A 24,558-nucleotide genomic window follows, 5' to 3' on the forward strand; every position below is an offset into this window, starting at 1 on the left:
CTCGACGGGTTCGCGGGCCGGACGACAGCGGCGATCGGTGTCCGGGTCTCGGCCGAGCGGCGCGGGCCGTACGCGCTCAACATCGGTGAACTGGCACTCCACGGCGGCGAGCCGTCCCCCCGGCCGCAGACGCCCGCGGCGTTCACGGTGGACGCGGCCCACGTCCTGGGCGACACCGCCGAGGTGTTCCTGTCGTGGCTCTTCCGGGACGAGGGGCGTCTGGTACTGCGACCTGTACCGCGAGCTGCGCGACGGGCGGCGCGAGGCGGTCGGCCGGATCCGCGACGAGGTGTACTACGTGAAGTCCCTGGCGCGGGCCGGGGACGAGGACGACTCGACGCTCCGGCTGGTGGCGGTCGCGCCGGACGGCTCCCGCAGAGCGCCGGCCACCGCGAACGTCTGCTGGACCTGAGCTCCCGCCCCTGACGCGGTGTCGCGGGCCGGCGCGTCGGCCCGCGACCCTCCGGCCCGCGGCTACCGCAGCCGGGCCCGGTCCCGCACGACGCCGATGCTCACGACGAACGCGGCGGCCAGGAGAGACAGCAGGACCTGCTGACGCCCGGAGTCGTCGAACAGCATGTAGAGGAGCACGAACGAGATCATGGCGATGGTGGCCCAGGTCAGGTAGGGGAAGAGCCACATCCGGACGACGAGCCGGTCCGGCGCCTCGCGCAGGATGATGCCGCGCATCCGCAGCTGGGTGCAGCAGATGACGAGCCAGACGAACAGCGCGACCGCGCCCGAGGCGTTGAGCAGGAACTCGAAGACGGTGTCCGGCCACTTGTAGTTGAAGAAGACGGCGAGGAATCCGAAGGCGACCGAGGAGAGGATGGCGGCCATCGGGACGCCGCGCGCGTTGGTGCGGGCGAAGGAGGCGGGGGCGTCACCGCGCTGTCCGAGCGAGAAGGCCATACGGGAGGCGGTGTAGAGGCCGGAGTTGAGACAGGACAGCACGGCCGTGAGGATGATGACGTTCATGATCTGGCCGGCGTGCGGGATGCCGATGGAGTTCAGCGCCGCGACGTACGAGCCCTGCTCCACGATCGACTTGTCGTTCCACGGCAGCAGTGTGACCACGACGAAGATCGAGCCGAGGTAGAAGACGGCGACACGCCAGATCACGCTGTTGGTGGCCTTGGAGACGGCGCGCTGGGGGTCGGCGGACTCGCCCGCGGCCAGAGTCACGATCTCGCTGCCCATGAACGAGAAGACGACCATCAGGATGCCGGTGAGGATCGCGCCGTAGCCGTGGGGGAAGAAGCCTCCGGCGTCGGTGAGGTGGGCGAGCCCGGTGCCCGGGTTGTCCGAACCGGGCAGCAGGCCGAACACGGCGAGAGCGCCGACGACCACGAACGCCCCGATGGCGACGACCTTGATGCCGGCGAACCAGAACTCGAACTCGCCGTAGGAGCCGACGGAGACGAGGTTGGTGGCCGTCAGGACGACCATGACGATCAGCGCCCAGCCCCACTGCGGGACGGCCGGCACCCAGCCTTCGAGGATCTCGGCGGCAATGGTGGCCTCGACGGCGAGCACCACGACCCAGAAGAACCAGTAGAGCCACCCGATCGAGAAGCCCGCCCAGCGGCCGAGCGCCCGGTCGGCATAGGCGGAGAAGGATCCCGAGCTGGGGTCGGCCGCGGCCATCTCGCCCAGCATCCGCATCACGAGGACGACCAGCAGGCCCACGAGGGCGTACGAGATGAGGATGGCCGGTCCGGCGGCGGCGATGCCCTGGCCCGAGCCGGCGAACAGGCCCGCTCCGATCACCCCGCCGATGGCGATCATGGACAGGTGGCGGTTCTTGAGACCGGCCTTCAAGCCGTCGGCGGACGCGTGCCGTCCGTCCCCGGGATCGCCGCCTGGCGCGGTGGCGGTGGTGGTCGTCGGTTGCGCGCTCATGAGGTTCCTCGACTTTCGCAGGACTGAGTGAGGTGCGTGAAGCAGGCTGATTCGCGGGCCGGCGCAGCGGAGGGGACGGCACGCGCACACCACACGGAGGGGGCCGCAGGCTCCCGAGGCTCTGCGGCGGGCTGTCACGGCGCTTGTGCGCTCACAGCCGGAATTGCCGGTTCGGCGGTCCGGATCCTAGGCACAGGTTCGGCCGGACGGCCAGAGCGGCGGAGGGATTTCCCGTTCCGGCGCCGAAACGGCCCCGGTCTTTGTGCATCTGTCTGACCAGGGTGAATCAGCGTGTGACATTTGTCTGTGGTGCCGCCTGCGGGCCCCTCCTACCTTCGGGAGACACACCGAACGACGCGTCAGGGCGACCCCCGCGCTCGTCCTCCGCCTTGCGGCGCCTCTACCGGAGGTCGCTCCCCGCCCTGTTCCGGGGCCGCCCCTCGGCGTACTGCCGCAACGCGATCCGCTGGTCCGTGCGGCTGTCCCTGCGACCTCGACCGGATCGATGACTGCGACCACCGCCTCCGAACCCTTCCGCACCGGTGACTTCACGGAGCGGCGCACACACCACACGGCCGGATCACCGCTTCCCGAGAGCGGTGGACCTGGCCGGCGTTTCGTCGTGATCGGCAGCGACGTGGCGCGTAAGGTGTGCGGCTCCCTGCAAGCGGCCGGACACGACGTGCACCATCTCACCCAGCCCACGGACGAGGATCTCCGCCGAGCCCTGAAGGAGGACGTGGCGGGCGTGGCGATCCTGCTCGACGACGACGTCGAGTCCCTGCGCTACGCACTCGCCGTCGAACACATCCGTCCCCACGTCACGCTGGTGGTCACCGTCTTCGACCGGACCGTCGCCGAGCAACTCGTGCGCGTGGTCCCCAACTGCGAGGTGACCTCACCGGCCGACGTCGCGGCGCCGGTCCTGCTGGCCGCCTGCCTCCAGCCCGAACTCCTCGCCCTCAACCGCACGCCCTCCGGTCATGCCGGGGCACGGTGGGCGGGGGAGGACATACGGCTCGAGCCGTACCGGCCACCGAGGTCGTTGAGGTACCGGGCGCGGCTGGGCAAGATCCGGGGCCAACTGCGCCCCCACGACGGCAGTTCGCGCATCATGCTGGCCGGACTCGCCGGCCTGCTCGCCGTCCTGCTGTCGGACTGGGCCTGGCTGGTGGCACTGCACCACCGCCCGCCGGTCGAGGCCCTCTTCGAGGCGACGCGCACGGTGTCCACCGTCGGGCCCGTGTCGCTGCACGGCGCGGGTGTCGCCTATCCGGCGTTCGCCGTCGTCGCGATGCTCGTCACCATGGTGTTCACCGCCGTCTTCACCGCGGGCATGATCGACCGCCTGCTCGCCCCGCGCTCCGTCGGCATCGTGGGGCCGCGGGCGCTGCCGCGTGCGGGCCACGTCGTCGTCGTGGGCCTCGGGCAGGTGGGGCTGCGGCTGTGCACCCGGCTGCAGGCCCTCGGCATCGGTGTGATCGCGGTCGAGCGGGACCCGGCGGCCCCCAACCTGCGTCTGGCTCGGGCGATGGGCCTGCCCGTCGTGGTCGCCGACGCGAAGGACAGGTTTGTCCTGCGCAGACTCGGCCTGCACAAGGCGCAGGCGATGGCGGCTGTGGCGTCGGACGACCTGGACAACATCGCGGTGAGCGTGGCGGCGTTGGCGGTCGCGCCCGAGTTGAGGGTCGTGATGCGCGCCGGTGACCACGAGGCGATCGCGGAGACCCGTTCACTCTTCAAGATCGGCATCGTCCACGACCTCGGCAGCCTGAGCGCCGCGTACACGACAGCGAGCCTGACCGGACTCCGCCCCCGAGGCGTGCTGGCCCACGACGGGCGGCTCCTGGTGGAACGCGGGGACGGCCGCTTCACACCCTGGCCGCACCCGGGCCGCTGCGACCACGCCCAGGACCACCGTGCCGGGTGGCCGGCCGCGTCCCCGCCGCCGGATGGCGGCGGCGACACCGACGGCTGACCGGCCCGTTCGCGACGGGGGCGGGTCCGGGCCGGCGGTGGTGAGGCCGCACCTCCTGGCGCTGCGCGCCGAGGGGTGCCCTCGCGCGAGCACTGCGTCCCCGCCGGACCGCGGCGCCCGCGCGGGGGTGGTGCCGGTCCCGTACCCGGTCAGGCTCCCGACCCCGACGCGTAGCTCCAGCTCTCGGGCCCGGGCCGGGCCCGTACCCGGTCAGGTTCCCCCCAGGCGGAGCCTGAGCGCGTGGGCCGGGCCCGAGGGGGCGTACCACCGAGACGGAGGAGGAGCCCCACGCGGAGCCGCGGCGCCGCCCCAGGCGCCGGCGCCGGACCCCGTCAGTGCCTCACCCGTGCGGACCCGCCTCGGCGGGGTTCACCCAGCGGGCGGACTGGACCCCCGTTTCGGGGATACCCGGACGCAGTAGCGCATCATCGGCAGCCCGTGACCGAGGCCCGTTTCCGGCCGCGACACAGGGAGAGAGCAGCGGAATCCAACTCTTCGTCTCGCACGCCTTCACGCACCGTAATTCATCCGAATGCCTCGCCGCCGTGCCGTCGGCGGCGTCGCCCGGCAGGGTGATCGCAGGTCTCGCGACCGGCCGCCCGCCGGTCAGGGCCCCGCGCCGGTCGGCGCGGAACGACGGCCCGGCGATCGCCGCCCATGCCAGAGGAGACGGACATGACCAACGCTTTCTCGCCCCCATGGGAGCACGCCGTTGTCACCGGCGGCGCGGGCTTCGTCGGTTCGCACCTGTGCGCGGCGCTGCTGGAGGCGGGCACTGCCGTCACGTGCGTGGACGACTTCAGCACCGGACGGCCCGAGAACATATCCGAGTTCCGCGACCGCCCCGGTTTCCGGCTGGTGGAGGCCAACGTCTCGGAGCCCCTCACCGTCGACCGGCCGCCCGACCTCGTACTGCACTTCGCCTCGCCCGCGTCCCCCGCGGACTACCTGCGTCTGCCCCTGCACACGCTGGAGGCCGGCAGCCTCGGTACGCGCAACGCCCTCGCTCTCGCCCGTGGCAGCGGCGCACGGTTCGTCCTCGCCTCCACCTCCGAGATCTACGGCGACCCCCAGCAGCACCCGCAGAACGAGCGGTACTGGGGCAACGTCAACCCCGTCGGCCCGCGCAGCGTGTACGACGAGGCCAAACGCTTCGGCGAGGCGCTCACCACCGCCGAGAACGACGCCCACGGCGTCGACACCGTGATCGTGCGGCTCTTCAACACCTACGGCCCCCGCATGCGCGGCTACGACGGGCGCGCGGTGCCGACCTTCGTCCGGCAGGCACTCACGGGTCAGCCCCTGACCGTGACCGGCGACGGACTCCAGACCCGCTCGCTGTGCTACGTCGACGACACCGTGCGCGGCATCCTGTCGGCGGCCGCCCACGGAATGCGCGGCCCGGTCAACATCGGCAACCCGGCCGAGATCACCATGCTCGAACTGGCCCGGATGGTCATCGAGTTGGCGGACTCGACCTCGGAGATCCGCTTCATCGAACGGCCGACGGACGATCCCGCGGTGCGCTGCCCGGACATCACCCTCGCCCGCGACAAGCTCCAGTGGGAGCCACGTGTCGCCGCCGAGGAGGGACTGCGGCGCACCATCGCCTGGTTCCGCGCCCACACGGACAGTTGATCCGGCCGAGCCCTTCCGGCCGCCTCCCCACCGCGCGGCCGGCTCCGCCCCGATCCGCCGAAAGGCCTGGCACTCCATGCGCATACTTGGAATCAACGCTCTCTTCCACGACCCCGCCGCCGCCCTCGTCATCGACGGCCGGTGCGTGGCCGCCGCGGAGGAGGAACGTTTCTCCCGGCGTAAGCACGGCAAGCGGCCGGTGCCGTTCTCGGCCTGGGAACTCCCGGAGAAGGCCGCCGCCTGGTGCCTCAAGAGGGCCGGACTGCGTCCCCAGGACCTCGACGCCGTGGCGTACTCCTTCGATCCCGCCCTCGCCCGCCCCGCGGACGCCATGGGCCTGGACGACCCCTGGGACCACCTCAGGCTGACCTACGCCCGCCAGGCGCCGGGATTCCTCGCGGAGGCGCTGCCCGGACTCGATCCGCAGGCAGTGCGATTCGTCCCGCACCACATGGCGCACGCCGCTTCGAGCGCCTTCGCCGCGCCCGGGGCCGAGGCGTCCTCGGTGCTGGTCCTCGACGGCCGCGGCGAGCGTGCCTCGCACCTGGCGGCGCACCGCGTGGGCGACCGCCTCGAGCCCCTGCACGCGCAGGAACTGCCGCACTCCTTGGGGCTGGTCTACGAGGAACTCACCGAACACCTCGGATTCCTGCGCTCCTCCGACGAGTTCAAGGTGATGGCACTCGCCTCGCACGGCACCCCCCGCATGCTCTCCGAACTGCGCCGGTACGTGCACCCCACCGGTGACGGAGGCTTTCGCGCCACGGCCGTCCCCTGGTCCGAACTGTGCGCGCCGCGAGGCCCGGACGAGCCCTGGACCCAGGACCACGCCGACGTCGCGGCCAGCGCGCAGGCCGTCCTGGAGGAGACACTCCTCGACCTCGTGCGCTGGCTGCACGGACGCACGCACGACAGCGTCCTCACCCTCGCCGGCGGCGTCGCGCTCAACTGCGTGGCCAATTCCCGGATCGCCCGTGAGGGCCCCTTCTCCCGCGTGTGGGTGCAGCCCGCCGCCGGCGACGCGGGCACCGCGCTGGGCGGCGCCCTGCTTCTCGCGGCCGGCCAGGGCGACGCCCCCCAGCCCATGACCGGCGCGGACCTCGGCAGGGACTGGTCGGACGCGGAACTGGGCGCCTGGCTCAAGACGGCGGCCGTGCCCTTCGAGCGGCCCGCGGACATCGCCGTGACCGTCGCCAGGGCACTCGCCGACAACGCGATCGTCGCCTGGTTCCAAGGGCGTTCGGAGTACGGCCCCCGGGCACTGGGCCACCGCTCGCTGCTGGCCCACCCCGGTCACGCGGGAAACCTGGAACGGCTCAACGACGTCAAGGGCCGGGAGCAGTTCCGGCCGGTGGCCCCCATGGTGCTCGCCGACCGCGCCGCCGACATCTTCGACGGCCCGCTGCCCAGCCCCTACATGCTGTTCGTCCACGATGTGGCGGATGGCTGGAAGGAACGGATCCCGGCCGTCGTGCATGTCGACGGCACCGCCCGCATCCAGACCGTCGACCCCGCGAGCGAACCGCTGGTCGCCCGCATGCTCGGCGAGTTCGAGCGGCTCACCGGCCTTCCCGTGGTGGTCAACACCAGCCTGAACACGGCCGGCAGGCCCATGGTGGACGACCCGCGCGACGCCCTGGAGTGCTTCGGCTCCGCACCGGTCGACCTGCTGGCCATCGGGCCGTACGCGATCCGGCGCGCCGGTCTCTTCCAGAGCACCGACGAGGGAGCCATGCGATGACCGCCTTCGGACCGTGGTCGCCCGAGACCGCCTACGCCGTGGTCGTCCCGACCGTCGGACGCCCCAGCCTGAACGTCTGCCTGCGCGCGCTGGCGGACACCTCAGGACCCAAACCGGCACGCGTGGTCCTCGTCGACGACCGGCCGGCCGCCGGCGCCACGCCTCTGCCGGTCGAGATCCCCGCCGCCCTGCAGCCCGTGACCACCGTCGTGCGCGGCCGCGCGCGGGGGCCCGCCGCGGCCCGCAACACGGGGCGCCAGGAGGCCGGTCCCGTGCCGTGGATCGTCTTCCTCGACGACGACGTGGTGCCCGGCCCCACCTGGGGCGAGGACCTCACGCGCGACCTCGCGGCCACGACGTACCGCACCGCGGGAGTCGCGGCACGCATCACCGTGCCGCTCCCCGCGGACCGCCGCCCCACGGACTGGGAGCGCAACACCGCGGGTCTGGCCACCGCCCGGTGGATCACCGCCGACATGGCGTACCGCAGGGAGGCCCTGGACGCCGTCGGCGGGTTCGACGAACGGTTCCGCCGCGCCTTCCGCGAGGACGCGGACCTGGCCCTGCGGGTCCTCGCCGCGGGCTGGACGCTGCACACCGGCACCCGCAGCACCACCCACCCCGTCCGTCCGGCCGACCGGTGGGTGTCCGTACGCCTCCAGGCGGGCAACGCGGACGACGTGCTGATGAACCGGCTGCACGGCCCCGACTGGTGGAGCCGCGCGGCCGCCCCGCGCGGCCGCCTGCCCCGCCACCTCGCCGTCACGGCCGCCGCCGTGGCCGCCGTGTCGTGCGCGGCACTGCGGCGGCCCGCGGCGGCCGCGCGCTGCGCCGCCGCCTGGCTGGCCGGCACCGCCGAACTGGCCGCGGCACGCGTCGCACCGGGCCCGCGGACCCGGAACGAGATCGTCACCATGGCGCTGACCAGCGTCCTCATTCCGCCGGCGGCGACCTGGCACTGGCTGCGCGGCCAGGTCAGGCACCGCGCCACACCACCGTTCGACCCGGTGGCAACGACGAGGCCGCCGCGCGCCCCGCGCGAGGCGGTCCGGCAGCGGGTGCTGCCATGACCTCCCCCTCCACGGTGGGCCACCGGCGGCCCGCGACCGGCCCCTGGCTCTTCTACGGACCCAGGGGTGCGCGCCCGCACGCCTTTGCCTCCCGGCGGGGCACGGGTCCACACGGCGCTCTTCCGCAGGCCGTCCTGTTCGACCGGGACGGCACGCTCGTCGCCGACGTCCCCTACAACGGCGATCCCGCCCGGGTCACACCCCTGCCGTCCGCGCAGGAAGCCGTCGCCGCCCTGCGCTCGCTGGGAATCCCGGTGGGCGTCGTCAGCAACCAGTCGGGCGTCGCCCGCGGTGTGCTGACGCGGCGCCAGGTCGAGTCGGTGCGGCAGCGGGTCGACGCGCTCTTCGGACCCTTCGCGGTCTGGGCCGTCTGCCCGCACGGACCGGACGACGGCTGCGTCTGCCGCAAACCGGCGCCCGGACTCGTGCTCGCCGCCTGCGAACGGCTCGGCGCGACCCCCGAACGCACCGTCGTCATCGGGGACATCGGCTCGGACATCGCGGCCGCCCGCGCGGCGGGGGCGCGCGGTGTGCTGGTGCCCACCCCGGCGACGCGGCCCGAGGAGATCGCCGCCGCCGAGGAGACGGCCACCGACCTGATCGACGCCGTCCGCCTGGTGCTGGCCCGTTCACCGGGGGGCCGCCGATGACAGCCCCCCGGACCCTCGTCGTCCGGCTGGACAGCGCCGGCGACGTCCTCCTCGCCGGACCCGCCGTCCGCGCGGTGGCGGCGGGCTCCTCGCACACCGCCCTGCTGTGCGGGCCGCACGGCGAGCAGGCCGCGCGGCTCCTGCCCGGCGTGGACGAGGTCCTCGTGTACGACGCGCCGTGGGTCGGGCTGGAACCGGCGCCCGTCTCGCGCGAGGAGACCCGCGCCCTGCTGACGGCCCTGGCCGCGGGCCGCTACGACCGCGCCCTCGTACTCGTCTCCTACCACCAGAGCCCGCTGCCCGTCGCCCTCCTGCTGAAGCTCGGCGGTGTCCGCTGGACCGCGGCCGACAGCGAGGACTACCCGGGCGCCCTGCTCGACCTGCGCCACCACCGGCTGCCCCGCCGTCACGAGGCCGAGGCCGCGCTCGACCTGGCCCGGGACGCCGGCTTCCCCCTGCCCCCCGGGGACTCAGGTGCCCTGCGCGTCTGCGACCCGCCCGACACCACCCACCTCACGGGACCGGAGCCTTACGTCGTGCTCCACCCCGGGGCGGCGGTCCCGGCCCGGTCGTGGAGTGCCGGGCGGGCGGCCCGTGCCGTGGCCGCGCTCACCGCCGAGGGACACCGGGTCGTCGTCACCGGCGGCACGGGGGAGAAGGACCTCACCGCCCGGGTCGCCGGCCACCACGCCCTCGACCTCGGCGGTGCCACCGACCTCCGTCACCTCGCGGGCGTCCTCGCGCGGGCGAGCGTCGCCGTGGTCGGCAACACCGGGCCCGCGCACCTCGCCGCCGCCGTGGGAACGCCGGTCGCCTGCCTGTTCGCGCCGGTGGTCCCGGCCGAGCGATGGCGTCCCTACGGCGTGCCGCACGTGCTGCTGGGCGACCAGCACGCACCCTGCGCGGGCAGCAGAGCACGCCGCTGCCCGGTCCCCGGCCACCCCTGCCTCGACGCCGTCACCGACAGCGCGGTGCTCGACGCCGTCGCCGCGCTCGGCGGCGGCCCGGACGCCGCGACCGCTCCTGCCGGAGCGGTCGTCCCGGGCCGGGCGTCCGGAACAGAACGAGGAGCGAGCGTATGAACATCCTGCTGTGGCACGTTCACGGATCCTGGACGACCGCCTTCGTCCAGGGGCCCCACACGTACCTCGTTCCCGTCACACCACGCAGGGACGCGGACGGTCTCGGCCGTGCCCGCACCTTCTCCTGGCCCGACTCGGTCCGGGAGGTGACGCCGCAGGAGCTGGGCCGGACACAGGTCGACCTCGTCCTCCTCCAGCGCCCGCACGAGATGGACCTCGCCGAACGCTGGCTCGGCGGCCGCCGCCCCGGCCGCGATGTGCCCGCCGTCTACCTGGAGCACAACGCGCCCGACGGGAACGTCCCCGACACGCGGCATCCCTTCGCCGACCGCGACGACCTGACGCTCGTCCACGTGACCCACTTCAACCGGCTGTTCTGGGACAACGGCTCCACCCGCACCCATGTCGTCGAACACGGCATCGTCGACCCGGGGCACCTGTACACCGGGGCCCTGGCCCGTGCCGCCGTCGTCGTCAACGAGCCGGTCCGGCGCGGCCGGTACACCGGTACGGACCTGCTGCCGGCCCTGTCGCAGGCGGCCCCCCTCGACGTCTTCGGCATGCGCACCGAGGGACTCGCCGCACACCTGGGTCTCCCCGCCGACCGGTGCCGCACGGCGGATCTGCCACAGCGGGAACTGCACACAGCCCTCGCGGAGCGCCGGCTGTATCTGCACCCGGTGCGCTGGACCTCCCTGGGACTGTCCCTGCTGGAGGCCATGCACCTGGGCATGCCCGTCGTGGCCCTCGCCACCACCGAGGCGGTGGAGGCGATCCCGCCCGGAGCGGGCACGCTGTCCACCCGGCCCGAGGTCCTGGCGCGGGCCGTCCGCCGCTACCTGGCCGAACCGGAAGCCGCGGCCGAGGACGGCGCGCGCGCCCGCCAGGCAGCCCTCGAACGGTACGGGCTCAAACGCTTCCTGACCGACTGGGAGCGTCTGATCACGGAGGTGCGCTCATGACATCCCTCGGCCCTCTCCCCGCCGGCACTCTGTCCATCGCGCTCGTCTCCGAACACGCGAGCCCGCTCGCCACGCTGGGCGGCGTCGACGCGGGCGGACAGAACGTGCATGTCGCGCGCCTCGCCTGCGCACTCGCCGACCGGGGCCACAGCGTCACCGTCTACACCCGCCGGGACGCCCCCGACCTCCCGCAGCGCGTCCGGCTGCGGGACGGCGTGGAGGTGCACCACGTGCACGCGGGACCTCAGGAGAAGATCCCCAAGGACGAACTCCTGCCGCACATGCTGGCGTTCAGCCGCCACCTCGTCCGCGAGTGGCAGGCGTGCCCGCCCGACCTGGTGCACTCGCACTTCTGGATGTCCGGTCTCGCCTGCCTGGAGGCGGTCGCCGACCTGCGGCTCCCGTTGCTGCAGACGTTCCACGCGCTCGGCACGGTGAAGCGGCGCCACCAGAGGCAGCGCGACACCAGTCCGCCGGCGCGCATCACCTGCGAGAAGGAAGTGGGGCTCGCGTGCGACCGGGTGGTCGCCACCTGCCGCGACGAGGTCGTCGAACTCGGCAGGATGGGCATACCGGCCCACCGGATCAGCGTCGTCCCATGCGGCGTCGACACCGATCAGTTCACCCCGCACGGGCCGGTCGCGGACCGGGGCCCCTACCGCCACCGGCTGCTGCACCTCGGCCGCCTCGTGCCGCGCAAGGGCGCGGCGGTCTCCATCGCCGCCCTCGGCCGGCTTCCCGATGCCGAACTCGTCGTGGTCGGCGGCCCTCCGGCGGACCGGCTCGACGACGACCCGGAGGTCCGCCGGCTGCGCCACATCGCGCAGTCGGAAGGAGTCGCCGACCGGGTCACGTTCACCGGCGGCGTCCCGCCGGAGCAGGTCGCACCACTGCTGCGGAGCGCCGACGTGGTGCTCTGCCCCGCGGACTACGAACCGTTCGGCATCGTGCCCCTGGAGGCGATGGCCTGCGGCAAGCCGGTCGTCGCCAGCGCGGTGGGCGGCCAGCTCGACACCGTCGCCGACCCGGCCACCGGCCGTCTCGTGCCGCCCGGCTCACCCGATGCCCTCGCCCGCGCCACGGCCGAACTCCTCGCGGACCCCGCCCTGCGGGAGTCGTGCGGGGCGGCAGGCCGCCGCCGCGTCCTCAGCCGCTACGGCTGGCCCAGGGTCGCTGCGGCCACCGAGACGGTGTACGCCGCGGTGCTCTCCGCCCGCTACGCCGTGACAGGAGCGACCTGAGACGCACGCCATGCGAACCCCCGCGCAGCACCGACGCCCGAAGGAGGTGCGGGTCAGGCCGTCGTCCCGTACGACGCGCCGCCCCCGACGACGATGAGCGAACACCTTGCACTCCAGGACGCGCACCAGCACTGCCAGTCGTTGCAGGACGCGCTCGGCCGTCTCCGCCGCGACGGCATCGGCCGGATCGCGGACTGGGCGGCACACCTCGCCTCGGTCCTCCCCGCCGGCGGCCGCCTGCTGGCCGCCGGCAACGGCGGCAGCGCCGCCCAGGCCCAGCACCTGACCGCGGAGCTCGTGGGACGGTACCGGCAGGAACGCCCCGCCTTCTCGGCCATCTCCCTGCACGCCGAGACGTCCAGCGTCACCGCCATCGGCAACGACTACGGGTTCGACCAGGTGTACTCGCGGCAGGTGTCCGCGCACGGCCGCCGCGGCGACGTCCTCGTCCTGCTGTCGACGTCGGGGCGCAGCGCCAACCTGATCTCCGCCGCCGTGACCGGCCGGGCGGCCGGACTGCGCGTGTGGGCGATGACCGGCCCGGCTCCCAACCCGCTGGCCGAGGCGGCCGACGACGCGCTGTGCATCGACGCCCCGTCCACGGCGACCGTGCAGGAGGCCCACCTGGTCGCCGTGCACCTGCTCTGCGAATGCTTCGACGCGGCGTCGCACGTCGCCGGGGCGGTCGTGAAACGGCCCGTGGCCGCGCACCGGAGGACCCCGTGACCGGGCCCGGGCCGCTCGTGGTCGTCGGCGACGTGCTGCTGGACGAGGACGTCGACGGCGTCGCCACCCGCCTGTCGCCCGACGCGCCCGCCCCGGTCGTCGACGTCACCGGCGACCGGCGACGGCCCGGCGGCGCCGGTCTGGCCGCCGCGCTGGCCGCCCGCGCCGGCCGGGAGGTGACCCTGGTGACCGCGCTCGGCGACGATCCGGCCAGCGAGGTCGTACGGACCGCCCTGCGAGGCCGCGTACGGCTCGTGGAACTTCCGCTCGAAGGCTCGCTGCCGGTGAAGACCCGCGTCCTGGCGGGCGGCCGGCCCCTCGTACGGATCGACCGCGGCGGCGGCACGCCCGGGGCGCCGGACCGTGCCGTCCGCGACGCGCTGGAGCGGGCCCGCGCCGTCCTCGTCGCCGACTACGGACGGCACACGGCACGAGCCGTACGCGAGGAACTCGCCGCCGCGGCCCGTCGCGTACCGCTGGTGTGGGACCCGCATCCGCGGGGGGACGCGCCGGTTCCCGGTGCCCGGATCGTGACGCCCAACGCGGCGGAGACCCGTGCCCTGTGCGACGCCGACACCGGTGACTCGCTGCGCGCGCACGCCCGTCGGGGCTCGGAGCTCGCGGACCGCTGGCGGGCCGCCGCCGTCGCCGTGACGCTCGGCGAGCGGGGCGTGATGCTGACGCTGCCCGGCGGCGGGACGCCGATGCTGGTGCCCGCCCCCTACCGGGCCGAGGGCGACCCCTGCGGCGCGGGAGACTGCTTCGCCGCCACGACCGCGGCGGCCCTGGCCGACGGCGCGCTCCCCGAGGAGGCGGTGCAGCGGGCCGTGGCCGAAGCGGCCGCGTTCGTGGCGGCGGGCGGCGCGGGGAACCCTGCCCTGTGGCGTACGGCGGCTCAGGCCGCGCCGCCGCGGACCCGCGAGACCGATCCGTTCGCCCTCGCCCGCGAGGTCCGGGCCCGCGGTGGCACGGTCGTCGCCACCGGCGGATGCTTCGACCTGCTGCACGCGGGCCATGTGGGACTGCTGGAGAGCGCGCGGCGGATCGGCGACTGCCTCATCGTGTGCGTCAACTCCGACGCCTCCCTCGCCCGCCGCAAGGGTCCGGGCCGGCCGCTCAACCACCTGGCGGACCGCGTACGCGTCCTGGCCGCGCTCGGCAGCGTGGACGCGGTCGCGGTCTTCGACGAGGACACCCCGGAGGCGCTGCTGAGCCGACTGCGCCCCGACGTGTGGGTGAAGGGCGGCGACTACGCGGTCGAGGACCTGCCCGAGGCGGAGGTCCTGCGGGCCTGGGGCGGCCAGGCGGTCGTCCTGCCCTACCTCGACGGCCGCTCGACGACGCTGCTGGCCCGCCGCGCGGCGCAGGCCGCCGTACGGTCCGGCCCCTTCCCCGCCTGAACGGCCCCGGCGACGGCGGTCCGGGCAGCCCCCCGCGCGAGAGAGGTGTACGACGTGAGCACTTCCCGCCCCGCGGCCCCCCGGGACGACGGATACCGGGCGGCACCGGCGCGCCCGCGTGTGCTGGTGCTCCGTGCGCTCGGCCTCGGCGACCTGCTGACGGCGGTGCCCGCGCTGCGTGCGCTGCGCCGGCACCTGCCCGGCCACGACCTCGTGCTCGCCGGCCCCGACAGGCTGTCGGAGGCGGCCGCCGCCACCGGCCTGGTGGACCGGCTGCTGCCCACCACGGCGACCGGACGGGACGTGCCCGCCGAGCTGGCCTGGAGCGGACCGGAACCCGATGTGGCCGTGGACCTGCACGGCAACGGCCCGCCCAGCCACCTGCTCCTCCAGCGGCTCGGCCCCCGGCGCCTGTTCGCCTACGCGCACCCCGGCACGCCCGGGATCGAGGGACCGGCGTGGCGGGAGGACGAGCACGAGCGGGACCGCTGGTGCCGGCTGCTGGCCTGGTACGGCATCGCCGCGGACCCCGGCGAGGTGTGGATCCCGCCCCCGCCCGGCCACTCCCCGGCCCCCGGCGCCGTCGTCGTCCACCCCGGCGCCGACGCGGGCGCCCGCCGCTGGCCGCCCGAGCGGTACGCGGCCGTGGCGCGCGAGCTGCACCGATCGGGCCACGACGTCGTGGTGACGGCCGGTGCGGGCGAGGGGCCGCTCGCCCACCAGGTGGCGTGCGCGGCGGGCCTGCCGCCGCGGGCGGTGCTGGGAGGCGGGGGCGACGTCCCCTTCGAACGGCTGGCCGCGCTGGTCGGGCAGGCCCGCTGCGTGGTGGTGGGGGACACCGGGCTCGCCCACCTCGCGACGGCGCTGGGCACGCCGTCCGTCGTCCTGTTCGGCCCGGTGGCCCCACGGCTGTGGGGGCCGCCCGCCACCGCACGGCACCGCGTGCTGTGGCACCCGGACGGAGACGACTCGCCACGCCCGGGGGACGCCCACGGACGGCTCCCGGACGAACGGCTGCTGAGGATCGGTGTCGACGAGGTCGTCGACGCGGTCCGCGCCCTGCCGGAGCCGGAGCCGGAGCCGGACCCGGAGCCGGACCCGGCTCGTCCGCGCGGGCCCGCGGCGGGGCCGGGAAGGAACCCGGTGGCGCAGGCGTGAGCCCGCAACCGGCCGCCCCGACCGCGCGGGGCGACGGCGCGGACGGCCGGCGTCAGGACCGGGCGGTGGCGGTCAGGCGGCGGTGATCAGGGCCGGACGCTGCTCCACGGCGGTCTCCTCCGTGCGCAGGACCACGGTCGGGGCCGTACGGCGACGGTGCATGAGGCAGCCCGCGCCGATCGCGCCCGCGATGAGCAGTCCACCGGTGACAAGGGCGCCGCGCGCCCCGGCGAGCTCCATGAGCAGGCCGAGCGCCGGCGGCCCCGCCAGACCCCACAGGGTGCGGATGCTGCCCCAGACGCCGAGGACACGGCCGCGCAGATGCGCGGGCGGGTCCGTCTGGAGGACCGTCGTCCCGGCGGTGTCCGACACGGATTCGACCACGGCCATGGGCAGGACGAGGACCAGCAGCACGGCCAGCGACGGCGACAGGGCCGCCACCACCTGGAGCAGGGCGCCCGCCGCGGCGAGCGTGCCGACCAGGCGTACGGAGGGCTTGCGCAGCCGGGCGCCGAGCACGGCGCCGACGATGCCGCCCACCGCGAGAACGGTGGACACCGTGCCGAACGCCCCGGCCCCACCGGCGAGCGGGCCGGTGACGAGGACCGCCAGGGTGAGGCCGTAATTGCGTCCGAACACGGCACTGATGCCGGTGATCCCGGCGAGCGCGACCAGGCGCGGGCGGCGCATGAAGAACGCCAGTCCCTGACGCACCGTCATTTCGTCGTGGGGGGCCGAGCCCCCGTCCGCGCGCCGCGGAGGGGGCACCGCTCCGCGTTCCGCGCGCGACTGCGCAACCGTCTTGTGCACGGGACGGAGGAAGGGGATCACACAGGCGACGAACACGAACGAGAGCCCGTTGGCGGCATACGCGGCGCCGGTACCGAGGAAGCCGACCGTCACACCGGCGAGCGCCGCGCCCGCGAGTCGCCCGGCGTTGTGCACCAAGGAACCCACGCCGATGGCGGAGGGCACGTCCTCGGTACGGACCAGGTCGTTGCCCAGCAGCGCACACGCCGGTCCGTCGACGGTGGCGATCAGGCCGGTGACGGCGGCCAGCGCCATCAGGATGCCGAGGTTGAGCTGGTCGACGGCCACCAGGAACGCCGTCAGGAAGGCCACGGCGCCGAGCAGCGCCTGGCTGGCCGCCGCGGTCAGCTTGCGGGGCCAGCGGTCGACGGCGGCACCGCCCGCGACGCCCATCAGCAGACCGGGCGCCGCCTGCACGGACATGGACAGACCCGTTGCCGCAGCCGATCCCGTTATCTGCAGCACCAGCAGGTTCTGCACGGTCAGTTGCATCCACGTGCCGGCGTTGGAGACGAAGTTGGCGACGGACCACCACCGCATGCTGCGGTACCTGAGGGAACGCCAGGGCGAGCGGTCGGGGGCGGACGCGGACGTGCCGGAGCGGACAGCGGTGGAAGAAGACACAGTGAAGTACTCGAAAGACGAGCCCGGAGGCAGGTGCGGCATTCGGCGGACGTCGGACGGCCGGCTGCGCTGCGCGGCTGATCCACCGGATCTGTCTGGCGCCGTTGCGCCCGGGGCCGGTTCACTCCGGGAGACGGCGTCGACCATCGTGGCAGACCGGAACCGGCAAGAGCCGTCGCGCGGCGGCGCGGTGACGGCACCGGCTCCGCAAAACCCTTGTGCCGTCTGGGAACGCGTACTTCTCGTGTGCTTGCTCACAGGGGCGTCCGGGACGGCGGGGCCGGCGTGCGCGGGTCCCCGAAGGTGACGGCGGCCACTCCCGCGGGTCCCGGGATGCGGCCTAGTACGGCGTGCCGCGGGCACCCGGCGGAGTCACAGTGAGAGACGGAGTGGTTTCCCGCCGCATACGGCGGTACCCGGGACGGTGCAGTCAAGGAGAGGCAGGGACATGGGCAGCGCAGTGCAGGTCGATCTTCGGGGCAAGCAGGCACTGGTGACCGGAGGTGCCCGGGGACTGGGAGCCGCCATCTCACGCCGGCTGGCCGGGGCGGGCGCGTCGGTCCTCGTGGCGGACGTACGGAAGGAGACCGCACGGGAGCTGTGCGACGACCTGACCCGGGCCGGTCACGACGCCCGCTTCGTGGAGCTGGACGTCTGCGACTCCGCGATGGTCGCGGACGTGTTCCGCGACCTGGACGCCGAAGGGCAGGCGGTGGACATCCTGGTCAACAACGCCGCCGTCGACGTCTCCAAGCCGATCGAGCACCTGACGGCGGACGAGGTGACCCGCGTCGTCACCACCAACCTCCTGGGTCCCATGTACCTGTGCCTGGAGACGTATCGCCGCATGATCGCCCGCGGCGGCGGACACATCGTCAACATCCTCTCGACGGCGGCGAACCGCACCTGGACCGAGGCCGGACCGTACTCGGCGGGCAAGTCGGGCCTGCGGGCCTTCACGCACACCCTCTTCAAGGAGGCGCAGCGGGACTGCCAGGGGATCGGCGTCACCGGCATCATCGCGGGCGGCATGGAGACGCCGTTCATCCTGGAGCGGTTCCCGGACGCCGACGTCTCGATGCTGCAGAGCCCCGACATCGTGGCCGACACACTGCTGTACGCCCTTTCGGTGCCGCCCGGCAGCGCGGTCTCCGAACTGGTCGTCGTTCCGCGCAAGGAGCCGTCCTGGCCCTGATCCCCGCACAGCGCGCTCCAGCGCGGTGACCGGTTCGTCGTCGAGGGCCCCGGGCCGCCCCACTCGGCGGACCGGGTCACGAGGGGCCGTGGTCGGGCCCCGGGAGGCAGAAATCGCTGATCAGCGCGGCGGCGTCGGCGGTGAACGCCGCCGCGCCGCGGGCGCGCTGCCGGTCCCGGGCGGCTCCGGCGGACGCCAGCCGGTCCACGGCCCGCAGCAGTTCCGGCAGATTCCGGGCGTGGACGGAGAGGCCGGCCGCCGCCATGCTCCGCACTCCTTCGGCACCGTGGCCCGGGACGGGCCGGTAGCCGATCACGGGTACGCCCGAGGCGAGCGCCTGCACCGCGGTCTGCCCGGCCGCGTTGTCGATCAGGACCCGCACCGACGCGAGGAGCTCGGGCATGTCCGGGACCCAGCCCTGCCCCAGCACGCCCGGCAGCCGGGCCGTGCGCCGCATCAGGGCACGGTCCCGCCCGCACAGGACGACGGGCAGCCATCCGTCGCCCGCGAGCGACCGCGCGGTGTCCGCGACCGCCGATCCCACCCCCCACGCCCCCGTGGACAGCAGCACGGGAGCCCGGCCGGGCGCCAGCCGCGCGAAGTCGTACTCCCAGTGGGAGGGCGCGCGGGACTTGCTGCGGAACCGGGGCGCGACGACCGGTCCCGACACCAGCGCGGTCCGCCCGGTGTCCGCGCGGACCGCCGCCGCGGCCTCCTCGGTGACACACACGTACAGGTCGTTGCCCGGGTGCAGCCACCCCCGGTGCACCGCGAAGTCCGTGAGGAAGACGGCCGCGGGGACCGTCAGCGTCCCCCGGGCGCGCAGCCGTCCCGTGATCTCGGCGGCCAGGTGGAACGTGCAGACGACCGCGTCCGGCCGCCACAGCTCCACCAGATCCATGAGGCCGCGCTCCGCCGCCGCGGCCAGCGGCGCGCTGCTGGGCCGCGGCCCCTTGGCGGGGGACAGGAACAGGGCGTGGATCCCCGCGTACACGCGCGGTGCGTGCCGGACGGCCGCCCGGTAGAAGGAGCGCACGGCCGGGCCGGTGCCCAGGGGAAGGAGCGCGAGCACGTCCCGCACGACGGCGTGGTCGCCGCGCTCGCGCAGCCTGCGTGCCAGCTCCGCGGCCACCGCGTCGTGGCCCGCGCCCATGCCGGCGCTGAGGAGCAGGAATCGCCGCCGCATGATCCTCTGGTCCTCCGAGGGAGTGGCCCGGCTTCGTCAGGGGCTCCTTGCCGTGACGAGCCCGCACCGAATCGAGCCGTTCGGGTGACTCGGTGCCGGAGGGACCCTTCGTGGACAGGCGGTTCCCCGCCGCAGCGCCGAAGCTGGCAGAGGGCCAGGCCGTCGAGAGATCCGGAGGACCGCCGGTGCGTGGGACGAGGCGCAGGACCAGCCGCGGCGCTCGCCACGGGGCGTGGCAGGCCATGTCGCGGCGCGTCGTCCGCCCGGGCGGGGAGCCGCCGGTCGTTCTCGTCACCGGGGCGTCCTCGGGCATCGGCGAGGCCGTCGCAGCCGCCCTCGCCGCCGAGGACGGCTGGCGACTGCTGCTCAGCGGCCGTGACCGCGACCGTCTCGCGGCCGTCGCGGGCCGCACCGGGGGCCACGTGCTCCCCGCCGACATGGCGGTACCCGCCGACCGGGACCGGCTGGCACGGCAGGCGCTGGACCATGCGGGCCACGTCGACGCGCTCGTCGCGTCGGCGGGCATCGGCTGGCACGGCCCCTTCACCACGATGCCCGCCGATGCGATCGACCGGCTGCTGACCGTCAATCTCGTCGCGGTGATCCACATGGTGCGGCTGCTGCTGCCGCAGATGGTGGCGCGCAGGAAGGGGCGGGTGGTCCTCATCGGCTCGATGGCCGGATGCGTCGGTGTGCCCGGGGAGGCCGTCTACGCCGCCGGCAAAGGAGCCCTGCTGGCCTTCGCCGAGAGCCTGCGCCAGGAACTCGCGGGCACGGGCGTGCGGGTCTCCCTGATCTCGCCCGGTGCCGTGGACACCCCGTTCTTCGCCCGGCGCGGAGCCCCGTACCACCGCGGCCGCCCGCGTCCGGTGTCCGCCGAGCGGGTCGCCGACGCGGTCAGGGAGGCGCTCGTGCGGGGCCGCAGCGACCTGTTCGTGCCTGGGTGGCTGACCCTGCCGGCGCGGCTGCACGGCGTCGCGCCGGGCCTGTTCCGTTACCTGGCCGGACGGGCCGAACCGGCGGTGCGATGACCGCGTTCTCCGTCCTGTTGGCCCTGTTCGCCGCACTCGGCAACGCCGCCGCGTCCGTGCTCCAGCGGCGTGCGGCCGCCGAGGAGGCGGCCCCCTCCTCCGCGCCGGACCGACGGTGGTCGTGGGCGGTCCGGCTGGCCCGGCGGCCGGTCTGGCTCTGGGGCGCCGCCCTGCTCGCCCTCTCGGGCCTGTGCCAGGCGGCCGCCCTCGCCACCGGCCCGCTGTCGGTCGTGCAGCCGGTCATGACCACGGAACTGCTCTTCACCCTGGCCATCGGCGGCATCGTCTTCCGCCGCCGCCCGGACCGCCGCACCTGGTGGGCCTTCCTCGCCATGGCCACGGGCCTGGCCGTCTTCCTCGCGCTCCTCGAACCGTCCGGCGAGCGGGCGACCGTACCCGGAGTCCGGTGGCTGTGGACGGCCGTCGCCGTCGCGGCGGTGGTCGTCGCGCTCGTCGCCGTGTCTCCGCGCCTGCCGTCCGCGCCGCGGGCGGCGGTCCTCGGCACGGCGACGGCCCTCGGCTTCGCCTGCACCGCCGCACTGATCAAGGACGCGACGGGACGGCTGGACGAAGGCGTCGCGGCCCTGTTCACCGCGTGGCAGCTGTACACCGCGTTCGCCGTCGGACTCGGCAGTTTCCTGCTGCTCCAGGTGACCCTGCGGGCGGGCACGCTCGTCGCCTCGCAGCCCGCGCTGACCCTGGGCGACGCACTGCTCAGCGTGGTCCTCGGCTCGGTGCTGTTCGGCGAACACGTCGAACTCGGACTGCGGATCCTGCCCGAGGCGGCCGCACTGGCCGTGCTCCTCGCCGGCACGGCGCAACTGGCCAGGTCTCCCCTGCTCGCGGGCGACGAAGAGAAGGAGGCAGCGTGGTGACCACCTCACGCGCGCCCGCGCCCGGCGGGCGCGGGACCGCCGTCCCGGCCGCGGCCGCGGCGGCCCTGGCGGTGACGGCATGGCACATCGGACCCGCGGCCACCTGGATCCCGTCGGTCCGCTCCGCGCTCGGACCGACCCTCGACGGCCGTGGGGACCCGCGCCGGCTGGCCCTCACCTTCGACGACGGCCCCGACCCCGGCAGTACCCCCCACTTCCTCCGCGCCCTCGACCGGCTCGGCGTGCGCGCCACGTTCTTCGTCCTCGGCAGCAGGCTCGCGCGGCATCGGGAGCTGGGGCGCCGCATCGCCGCCGAGGGCCACGAACTGGCCGTGCACGGCTGGCGCCACGAACGCGGCTGGGCGCCCCGCCCGGTCCGCGACGCACACGACGTGGCCCGCTCCGCGGACGCCGTCCACCGAGTCTCGGGCGTGTATCCGCGCTGGTACCGGCCCCCCTACGGCGTCCTCACCGGCGGACGCTGGGCAGCGGCGCGCCGCGCCGGGCTGACGCCGGTGCTCTGGTCCGCATGGGGCCGTGACTGGACCGCGACCGCCACCCCCGGCAGGGTCCTCGCCGAGGTCACCAGCACCCTGCGCGGGGGCGCGACGGTGCTGCTCCACGACACCGACGCGTACAGCGCGGCCGGATCGTGGCGGGTCACGCTGGCCGCGCTGCCCTTGGTGGTGGAGGAGTGCCGGTCGCGCGGACTGACGGTGGGACGGCTCGCCGACCACGGCATCGGCTGACCGGCGACGCCGCCCGACGACGGCCACGCCTCACCGCGAACGGGCCTGGCGGGTCTTCGAGCGGTTCTCCTTGCGAATGGCCTCCAGCAGCTCGGACCTGCTCATCCGGGACCGGCCCGCGATGTCCAGGCGCTGGGCCAGGTCGTAGAGGTGCTGCTTGGTGGCGTTCTCGTCGACGCCCTCACCGCTGCGGGCGGGCCGCTGACGCGGCGTCTGCGCCCGCGGATCGGACGGTCCCTTGCGGCCGTGTTCCTTCCGCTCCCAGTGGTCGGCGACCTTCTCGTACGTGTGCTTGAGCGCGCTGAAGGCGACCCGGTGGGCCCGTTCGCCTTCGCCGTACTGCTCCACAGCGGAGTCGTGGGCCTTGATCCACGTGCGCTGTGCGTCCTTGGACGAGCGCTCCAGCGTCGAAGGGAGCTCTTCGCGTCCTGGCATCGTTCACCTCCGTGCGATGCAGGCCGTGTGCCCTGTGCGCTTTCGACGAAACGGCGCCGCGCGGGGCCCGGGGAGGTGAGTTCCCGGGCCGGTCCTGCCGGCGGCGGGCGTCAGCGGCGTGTCGCGAAGCGGTGAGGCCGTCAGTCGAGGCACAGGACGAGCAGGCACACCTCACCGGGCGACGTGGTCGCCGTCTGCGACGGCGTCGCCTGCGGAGCGGTCCCGCCCGGGGTGTCCGGGTCGCCCGCGCTGCCCGAGGTGCTCGGCTTCTGCGCGGTGGAGTCGTCGGCCGTCGGCTTCGCGGCCGTGGCCTCGGAGCGCTGCGCCTCCGACTGTGCGGCCGCCTCGGTGACAGGGCGCGGGGGCGGTGTGGTCGCCGGGCGGGCCACGGTGATCGTCGCGGTCCGCTGCGGCGGGACGGTGGTCGCTGAGGGGCGGGTGTCCGGCTTGCGCGTCGCCCGCTCGGCCGGCTCCGCGGACTGCGAGACGGGCTGGCTCATCCGGGCCGCGTTCGGGGTGACGGTCTCGGGTGCCGAGACCGCGTTCATCTTGCCCTTGGAGGACCCGGAGGGCAGCGCCGCGATGGTGAGGCCGCCGCCGACGAGGGCGATGGCCGTTCCGGCCACGGCGCGGCGGCGGCTCTTCTTCCAGCGGGCGAGCTGCCGCCGCCGGGCCGCACGGCCCGGCGCGCCGGACGCGGTGGATCCGGAGGCCGTGATCGGTCCGTCGCCTGTGGAGTCCTCCGGTACGGCCGTGCCGGCATGTGCGCCTGCGACGGCCGCCCGGGAACCGGGGCCGGACGACGAGGCGGGGGCGGGTGACCGCTCCGAGCGGAACGGCTCCCACTGAGCCGCGGCCGTCGTCGGCTCAGCGCCGTGCGAGCGCGGGGCGATGTCCGGTGCGTACGCGCCGCAACCCGGGCAGACCAGAGCTCCGTTGAGGTGACGACGACATGACGAGCAGTAGTCCATCTGCAAACTTTCTGTGCTGCCGGAGCTGCCAGAGACATCGGCGCCTTGTGCGCTGTCGCGCATGGGTTCGGTCGGCCAGCAACACTAACGACGGTCTCGGAAGGCGCTGCGCACGACGTGTGATGCTTCTGCAAAGATCAGCTGTCGTGGTCTCGCGGCGGCGCCGGGGCACGCGGGCGAAGGAGCCGACGGCCGGGCCGGGGAGCCCTGGAGCCGAGGCGTCAGCCGGCCCCCGGCGGGTCACCAGGTCTCACGATGCCGCCGCGAGGCCGGCGGTGCGGTCCGGCTCCGCCCGCGAGACGCCGTCGCGCGCACGGAGGGACAGGCCCCGGTCGGGCGGCGGCGCAGTACGCCGCGACCGCTTCCGCGTCCACGCCGGGACGCGCGTCGTCTTCGCGGACCCCCTGCTCCGGGTGGCGTACGGGCTTGTCCATGCCGTCGCGACGCCGTGGCGCGCGGTGGTCGCGCACCGGGGAGTCGGCCGGGCGGCGACAAGGGCCTCCCGGCCTCGGTCGGCGGGAATTCTCGCCGCCGTCGATATCGGATCGGCCGGCGTTCGTGTAACGCTTCGTCCGCGTGCGGCGCAGTTCCGGGCAGGGGCGCGACAAGCGACCCGTATGCGGTCACGTCCGGGATTTTCCGCGGCTGCGGGAATTCCTCTGTGCGGTGGCCGCACTTCCGTGCCGTCGAGGCGGTGTACGCGTCAGATTGGGACTCCAGTGAGTAACACCGAACCCCTGCCGGACCAGCGGCAGTACGACTTCCATCAGGGCGGCGACCCGCGCCGCTCCCGTGACGGGGACGGGTCCGCCGCACGCCGGGCCGCCCTGGTCATCCACACGATCGCCGACGTCGCCGCGGTGTTCCTGGGGCTGTGGATCCTGCTCTACCTGCTTGAGGCCAACCGCGCGAACATCTTCGTCGAGTTCGTCGAGGGAATGGCCGACTGGCTTGCGTGGTGGTCACAGGACATTTTCACGATGGACACGGACGGTCTCCGCGTTCTCCTCAATTACGGACTGCCCGCCGTGGTCTATCTGCTGGTCGGTCACGGTATCTCCTCGCGGGTCCGCCGACTCTGACTGAATTCCCGATTCATTCACCGCCCGTTCGGGTGTGTGGAGAAAAGGAAAA

21 protein-coding genes are annotated in these 24,558 nt (G+C 74.4%); 16 read left to right on the forward strand and 5 right to left on the reverse strand.

Going from position 1 to position 24,558, the window contains the following annotated elements; genetic code table 11:
- Positions 1-474: 474 nt before the first annotated feature.
- Complete coding sequence (locus AB0K02_RS21840; protein ID WP_365994151.1) at positions 475-1,902, reverse strand: amino acid permease; 1,428 nt, start codon at positions 1,900-1,902, stop codon at positions 475-477.
- A 505-nt stretch (positions 1,903-2,407) separates the two neighbouring features.
- Between AB0K02_RS21840 and AB0K02_RS21845 the strand changes: the two genes are divergently transcribed.
- The 11 genes from AB0K02_RS21845 (at position 2,408) to AB0K02_RS21895 (ending at position 15,548) form a co-directional block, all read left to right on the forward strand.
- Complete coding sequence (locus AB0K02_RS21845) at positions 2,408-3,880, forward strand: NAD-binding protein (protein WP_365994152.1); 1,473 nt, start codon at positions 2,408-2,410, stop codon at positions 3,878-3,880.
- Positions 3,881-4,555: 675 nt separating this feature from the next.
- Positions 4,556-5,518 carry an NAD-dependent epimerase/dehydratase family protein gene (locus tag AB0K02_RS21850; RefSeq protein WP_365994153.1) on the forward strand — a complete coding sequence of 321 codons (963 nt, stop codon included), beginning with the start codon at positions 4,556-4,558 and terminating at the stop codon, positions 5,516-5,518.
- 76 nt (positions 5,519-5,594) lie between these two features.
- Positions 5,595-7,259 (forward strand): carbamoyltransferase C-terminal domain-containing protein, encoded by a 1,665-nt coding sequence (locus AB0K02_RS21855; protein WP_365994154.1) that lies wholly within the window; start codon positions 5,595-5,597, stop codon positions 7,257-7,259.
- Positions 7,256-8,329 carry a glycosyltransferase gene (locus tag AB0K02_RS21860; RefSeq protein WP_365994155.1) on the forward strand — a complete coding sequence of 358 codons (1,074 nt, stop codon included), beginning with the start codon at positions 7,256-7,258 and terminating at the stop codon, positions 8,327-8,329. Before AB0K02_RS21855 ends, AB0K02_RS21860 begins: the two co-directional genes overlap by 4 nt.
- Positions 8,326-8,979, forward strand: a complete 654-nt coding sequence (locus tag AB0K02_RS21865; RefSeq protein ID WP_365994156.1) for an HAD-IIIA family hydrolase — start codon at positions 8,326-8,328, stop codon at positions 8,977-8,979. Before AB0K02_RS21860 ends, AB0K02_RS21865 begins: the two co-directional genes overlap by 4 nt.
- Positions 8,976-10,061, forward strand: a complete 1,086-nt coding sequence (locus AB0K02_RS21870; protein ID WP_365994157.1) for a glycosyltransferase family 9 protein — start codon at positions 8,976-8,978, stop codon at positions 10,059-10,061. The genes AB0K02_RS21865 and AB0K02_RS21870 overlap by 4 nt, the downstream gene beginning before the upstream one ends.
- Positions 10,058-11,023, forward strand: a complete 966-nt coding sequence (locus AB0K02_RS21875; protein ID WP_365994158.1) for a glycosyltransferase — start codon at positions 10,058-10,060, stop codon at positions 11,021-11,023. Before AB0K02_RS21870 ends, AB0K02_RS21875 begins: the two co-directional genes overlap by 4 nt.
- Positions 11,020-12,264, forward strand: a complete 1,245-nt coding sequence (locus tag AB0K02_RS21880; RefSeq protein WP_365994160.1) for a glycosyltransferase — start codon at positions 11,020-11,022, stop codon at positions 12,262-12,264. The genes AB0K02_RS21875 and AB0K02_RS21880 overlap by 4 nt, the downstream gene beginning before the upstream one ends.
- Before the next feature lie 93 nt (positions 12,265-12,357).
- Positions 12,358-12,990: an SIS domain-containing protein gene (locus AB0K02_RS21885; protein ID WP_365994161.1), complete on the forward strand. Its 633-nt coding sequence runs from the start codon at positions 12,358-12,360 to the stop codon at positions 12,988-12,990.
- Complete coding sequence (gene rfaE2, locus AB0K02_RS21890; protein ID WP_365994162.1) at positions 12,987-14,390, forward strand: D-glycero-beta-D-manno-heptose 1-phosphate adenylyltransferase; 1,404 nt, start codon at positions 12,987-12,989, stop codon at positions 14,388-14,390. Before AB0K02_RS21885 ends, rfaE2 begins: the two co-directional genes overlap by 4 nt.
- A gap of 54 nt (positions 14,391-14,444) precedes the next feature.
- Entirely contained in the window at positions 14,445-15,548 is a 1,104-nt protein-coding gene (locus AB0K02_RS21895) for a glycosyltransferase family 9 protein (RefSeq protein WP_365994163.1), read from the forward strand.
- 72 nt (positions 15,549-15,620) lie between these two features.
- Here the strand turns inward: AB0K02_RS21895 and AB0K02_RS21900 are convergent, their stop codons facing one another.
- Complete coding sequence (locus AB0K02_RS21900) at positions 15,621-17,024, reverse strand: MFS transporter (protein ID WP_365994164.1); 1,404 nt, start codon at positions 17,022-17,024, stop codon at positions 15,621-15,623.
- Between the two features lie 406 nt (positions 17,025-17,430).
- Between AB0K02_RS21900 and AB0K02_RS21905 the strand changes: the two genes are divergently transcribed.
- Positions 17,431-18,177, forward strand: a complete 747-nt coding sequence (locus AB0K02_RS21905; RefSeq protein WP_365994165.1) for an SDR family oxidoreductase — start codon at positions 17,431-17,433, stop codon at positions 18,175-18,177.
- A 76-nt stretch (positions 18,178-18,253) separates the two neighbouring features.
- Here AB0K02_RS21905 and AB0K02_RS21910 read toward each other — a convergent pair whose 3' ends face one another.
- The gene (locus AB0K02_RS21910; protein WP_365994167.1) at positions 18,254-19,363 is read right to left on the reverse strand and encodes a galactosyldiacylglycerol synthase; all 1,110 of its coding nucleotides are present in this window, start codon (positions 19,361-19,363) and stop codon (positions 18,254-18,256) included.
- Positions 19,364-19,605: 242 nt separating this feature from the next.
- Between AB0K02_RS21910 and AB0K02_RS21915 the strand changes: the two genes are divergently transcribed.
- From AB0K02_RS21915 to AB0K02_RS21925, 3 genes are all read left to right on the forward strand, one after another.
- Positions 19,606-20,394 carry an SDR family NAD(P)-dependent oxidoreductase gene (locus tag AB0K02_RS21915; RefSeq protein WP_365994189.1) on the forward strand — a complete coding sequence of 263 codons (789 nt, stop codon included), beginning with the start codon at positions 19,606-19,608 and terminating at the stop codon, positions 20,392-20,394.
- Complete coding sequence (locus tag AB0K02_RS21920; RefSeq protein WP_365994168.1) at positions 20,391-21,269, forward strand: DMT family transporter; 879 nt, start codon at positions 20,391-20,393, stop codon at positions 21,267-21,269. Before AB0K02_RS21915 ends, AB0K02_RS21920 begins: the two co-directional genes overlap by 4 nt.
- Positions 21,270-21,334: 65 nt before the next feature.
- Positions 21,335-22,018, forward strand: a complete 684-nt coding sequence (locus AB0K02_RS21925; protein WP_365994190.1) for a polysaccharide deacetylase family protein — start codon at positions 21,335-21,337, stop codon at positions 22,016-22,018.
- Between the two features lie 30 nt (positions 22,019-22,048).
- Here AB0K02_RS21925 and AB0K02_RS21930 read toward each other — a convergent pair whose 3' ends face one another.
- Complete coding sequence (locus tag AB0K02_RS21930) at positions 22,049-22,453, reverse strand: ChaB family protein (RefSeq protein WP_365994169.1); 405 nt, start codon at positions 22,451-22,453, stop codon at positions 22,049-22,051.
- A 140-nt stretch (positions 22,454-22,593) separates the two neighbouring features.
- Entirely contained in the window at positions 22,594-23,424 is an 831-nt protein-coding gene (locus AB0K02_RS21935; RefSeq protein ID WP_365994170.1) for a hypothetical protein, read from the reverse strand.
- A 719-nt stretch (positions 23,425-24,143) separates the two neighbouring features.
- Here AB0K02_RS21935 and AB0K02_RS21940 point away from each other — a divergent pair.
- A complete protein-coding gene (locus AB0K02_RS21940) occupies positions 24,144-24,506 on the forward strand; it encodes a hypothetical protein (RefSeq protein WP_365994171.1) in 363 nt (120 codons plus the stop codon).
- Positions 24,507-24,558: the final 52 nt, after the last annotated feature.

Origin of the sequence: Streptomyces sp. NPDC049597 (assembly GCF_040675505.1) — a bacterium.
GTDB lineage: Bacteria > Actinomycetota > Actinomycetes > Streptomycetales > Streptomycetaceae > Streptomyces.

Excerpts from the sequence above, each read along its gene's own strand:
- AB0K02_RS21930 (WP_365994169.1), bottom strand. The coding sequence starts at position 22,453 with ATGCCAGGACGCGAAGAGCTCCCTTCGACGCTGGAGCGCTCGTCCAAG.
- AB0K02_RS21850 (WP_365994153.1), top strand. The coding sequence starts at position 4,556 with ATGACCAACGCTTTCTCGCCCCCATGGGAGCACGCCGTTGTCACCGGC.
- AB0K02_RS21875 (WP_365994158.1), top strand. The coding sequence starts at position 10,058 with ATGAACATCCTGCTGTGGCACGTTCACGGATCCTGGACGACCGCCTTC.
- AB0K02_RS21910 (WP_365994167.1), bottom strand. The coding sequence starts at position 19,363 with ATGCGGCGGCGATTCCTGCTCCTCAGCGCCGGCATGGGCGCGGGCCAC.
- AB0K02_RS21840 (WP_365994151.1), bottom strand. The coding sequence starts at position 1,902 with ATGAGCGCGCAACCGACGACCACCACCGCCACCGCGCCAGGCGGCGAT.
- AB0K02_RS21885 (WP_365994161.1), top strand. The coding sequence starts at position 12,358 with ATGAGCGAACACCTTGCACTCCAGGACGCGCACCAGCACTGCCAGTCG.
- AB0K02_RS21860 (WP_365994155.1), top strand. The coding sequence starts at position 7,256 with ATGACCGCCTTCGGACCGTGGTCGCCCGAGACCGCCTACGCCGTGGTC.
- AB0K02_RS21880 (WP_365994160.1), top strand. The coding sequence starts at position 11,020 with ATGACATCCCTCGGCCCTCTCCCCGCCGGCACTCTGTCCATCGCGCTC.
- AB0K02_RS21915 (WP_365994189.1), top strand. The coding sequence starts at position 19,606 with ATGTCGCGGCGCGTCGTCCGCCCGGGCGGGGAGCCGCCGGTCGTTCTC.
- AB0K02_RS21870 (WP_365994157.1), top strand. The coding sequence starts at position 8,976 with ATGACAGCCCCCCGGACCCTCGTCGTCCGGCTGGACAGCGCCGGCGAC.
- AB0K02_RS21865 (WP_365994156.1), top strand. The coding sequence starts at position 8,326 with ATGACCTCCCCCTCCACGGTGGGCCACCGGCGGCCCGCGACCGGCCCC.
- AB0K02_RS21855 (WP_365994154.1), top strand. The coding sequence starts at position 5,595 with ATGCGCATACTTGGAATCAACGCTCTCTTCCACGACCCCGCCGCCGCC.
- AB0K02_RS21900 (WP_365994164.1), bottom strand. The coding sequence starts at position 17,024 with ATGCCGCACCTGCCTCCGGGCTCGTCTTTCGAGTACTTCACTGTGTCT.
- AB0K02_RS21905 (WP_365994165.1), top strand. The coding sequence starts at position 17,431 with ATGGGCAGCGCAGTGCAGGTCGATCTTCGGGGCAAGCAGGCACTGGTG.
- AB0K02_RS21935 (WP_365994170.1), bottom strand. The coding sequence starts at position 23,424 with ATGGACTACTGCTCGTCATGTCGTCGTCACCTCAACGGAGCTCTGGTC.
- AB0K02_RS21845 (WP_365994152.1), top strand. The coding sequence starts at position 2,408 with ATGACTGCGACCACCGCCTCCGAACCCTTCCGCACCGGTGACTTCACG.
- AB0K02_RS21920 (WP_365994168.1), top strand. The coding sequence starts at position 20,391 with ATGACCGCGTTCTCCGTCCTGTTGGCCCTGTTCGCCGCACTCGGCAAC.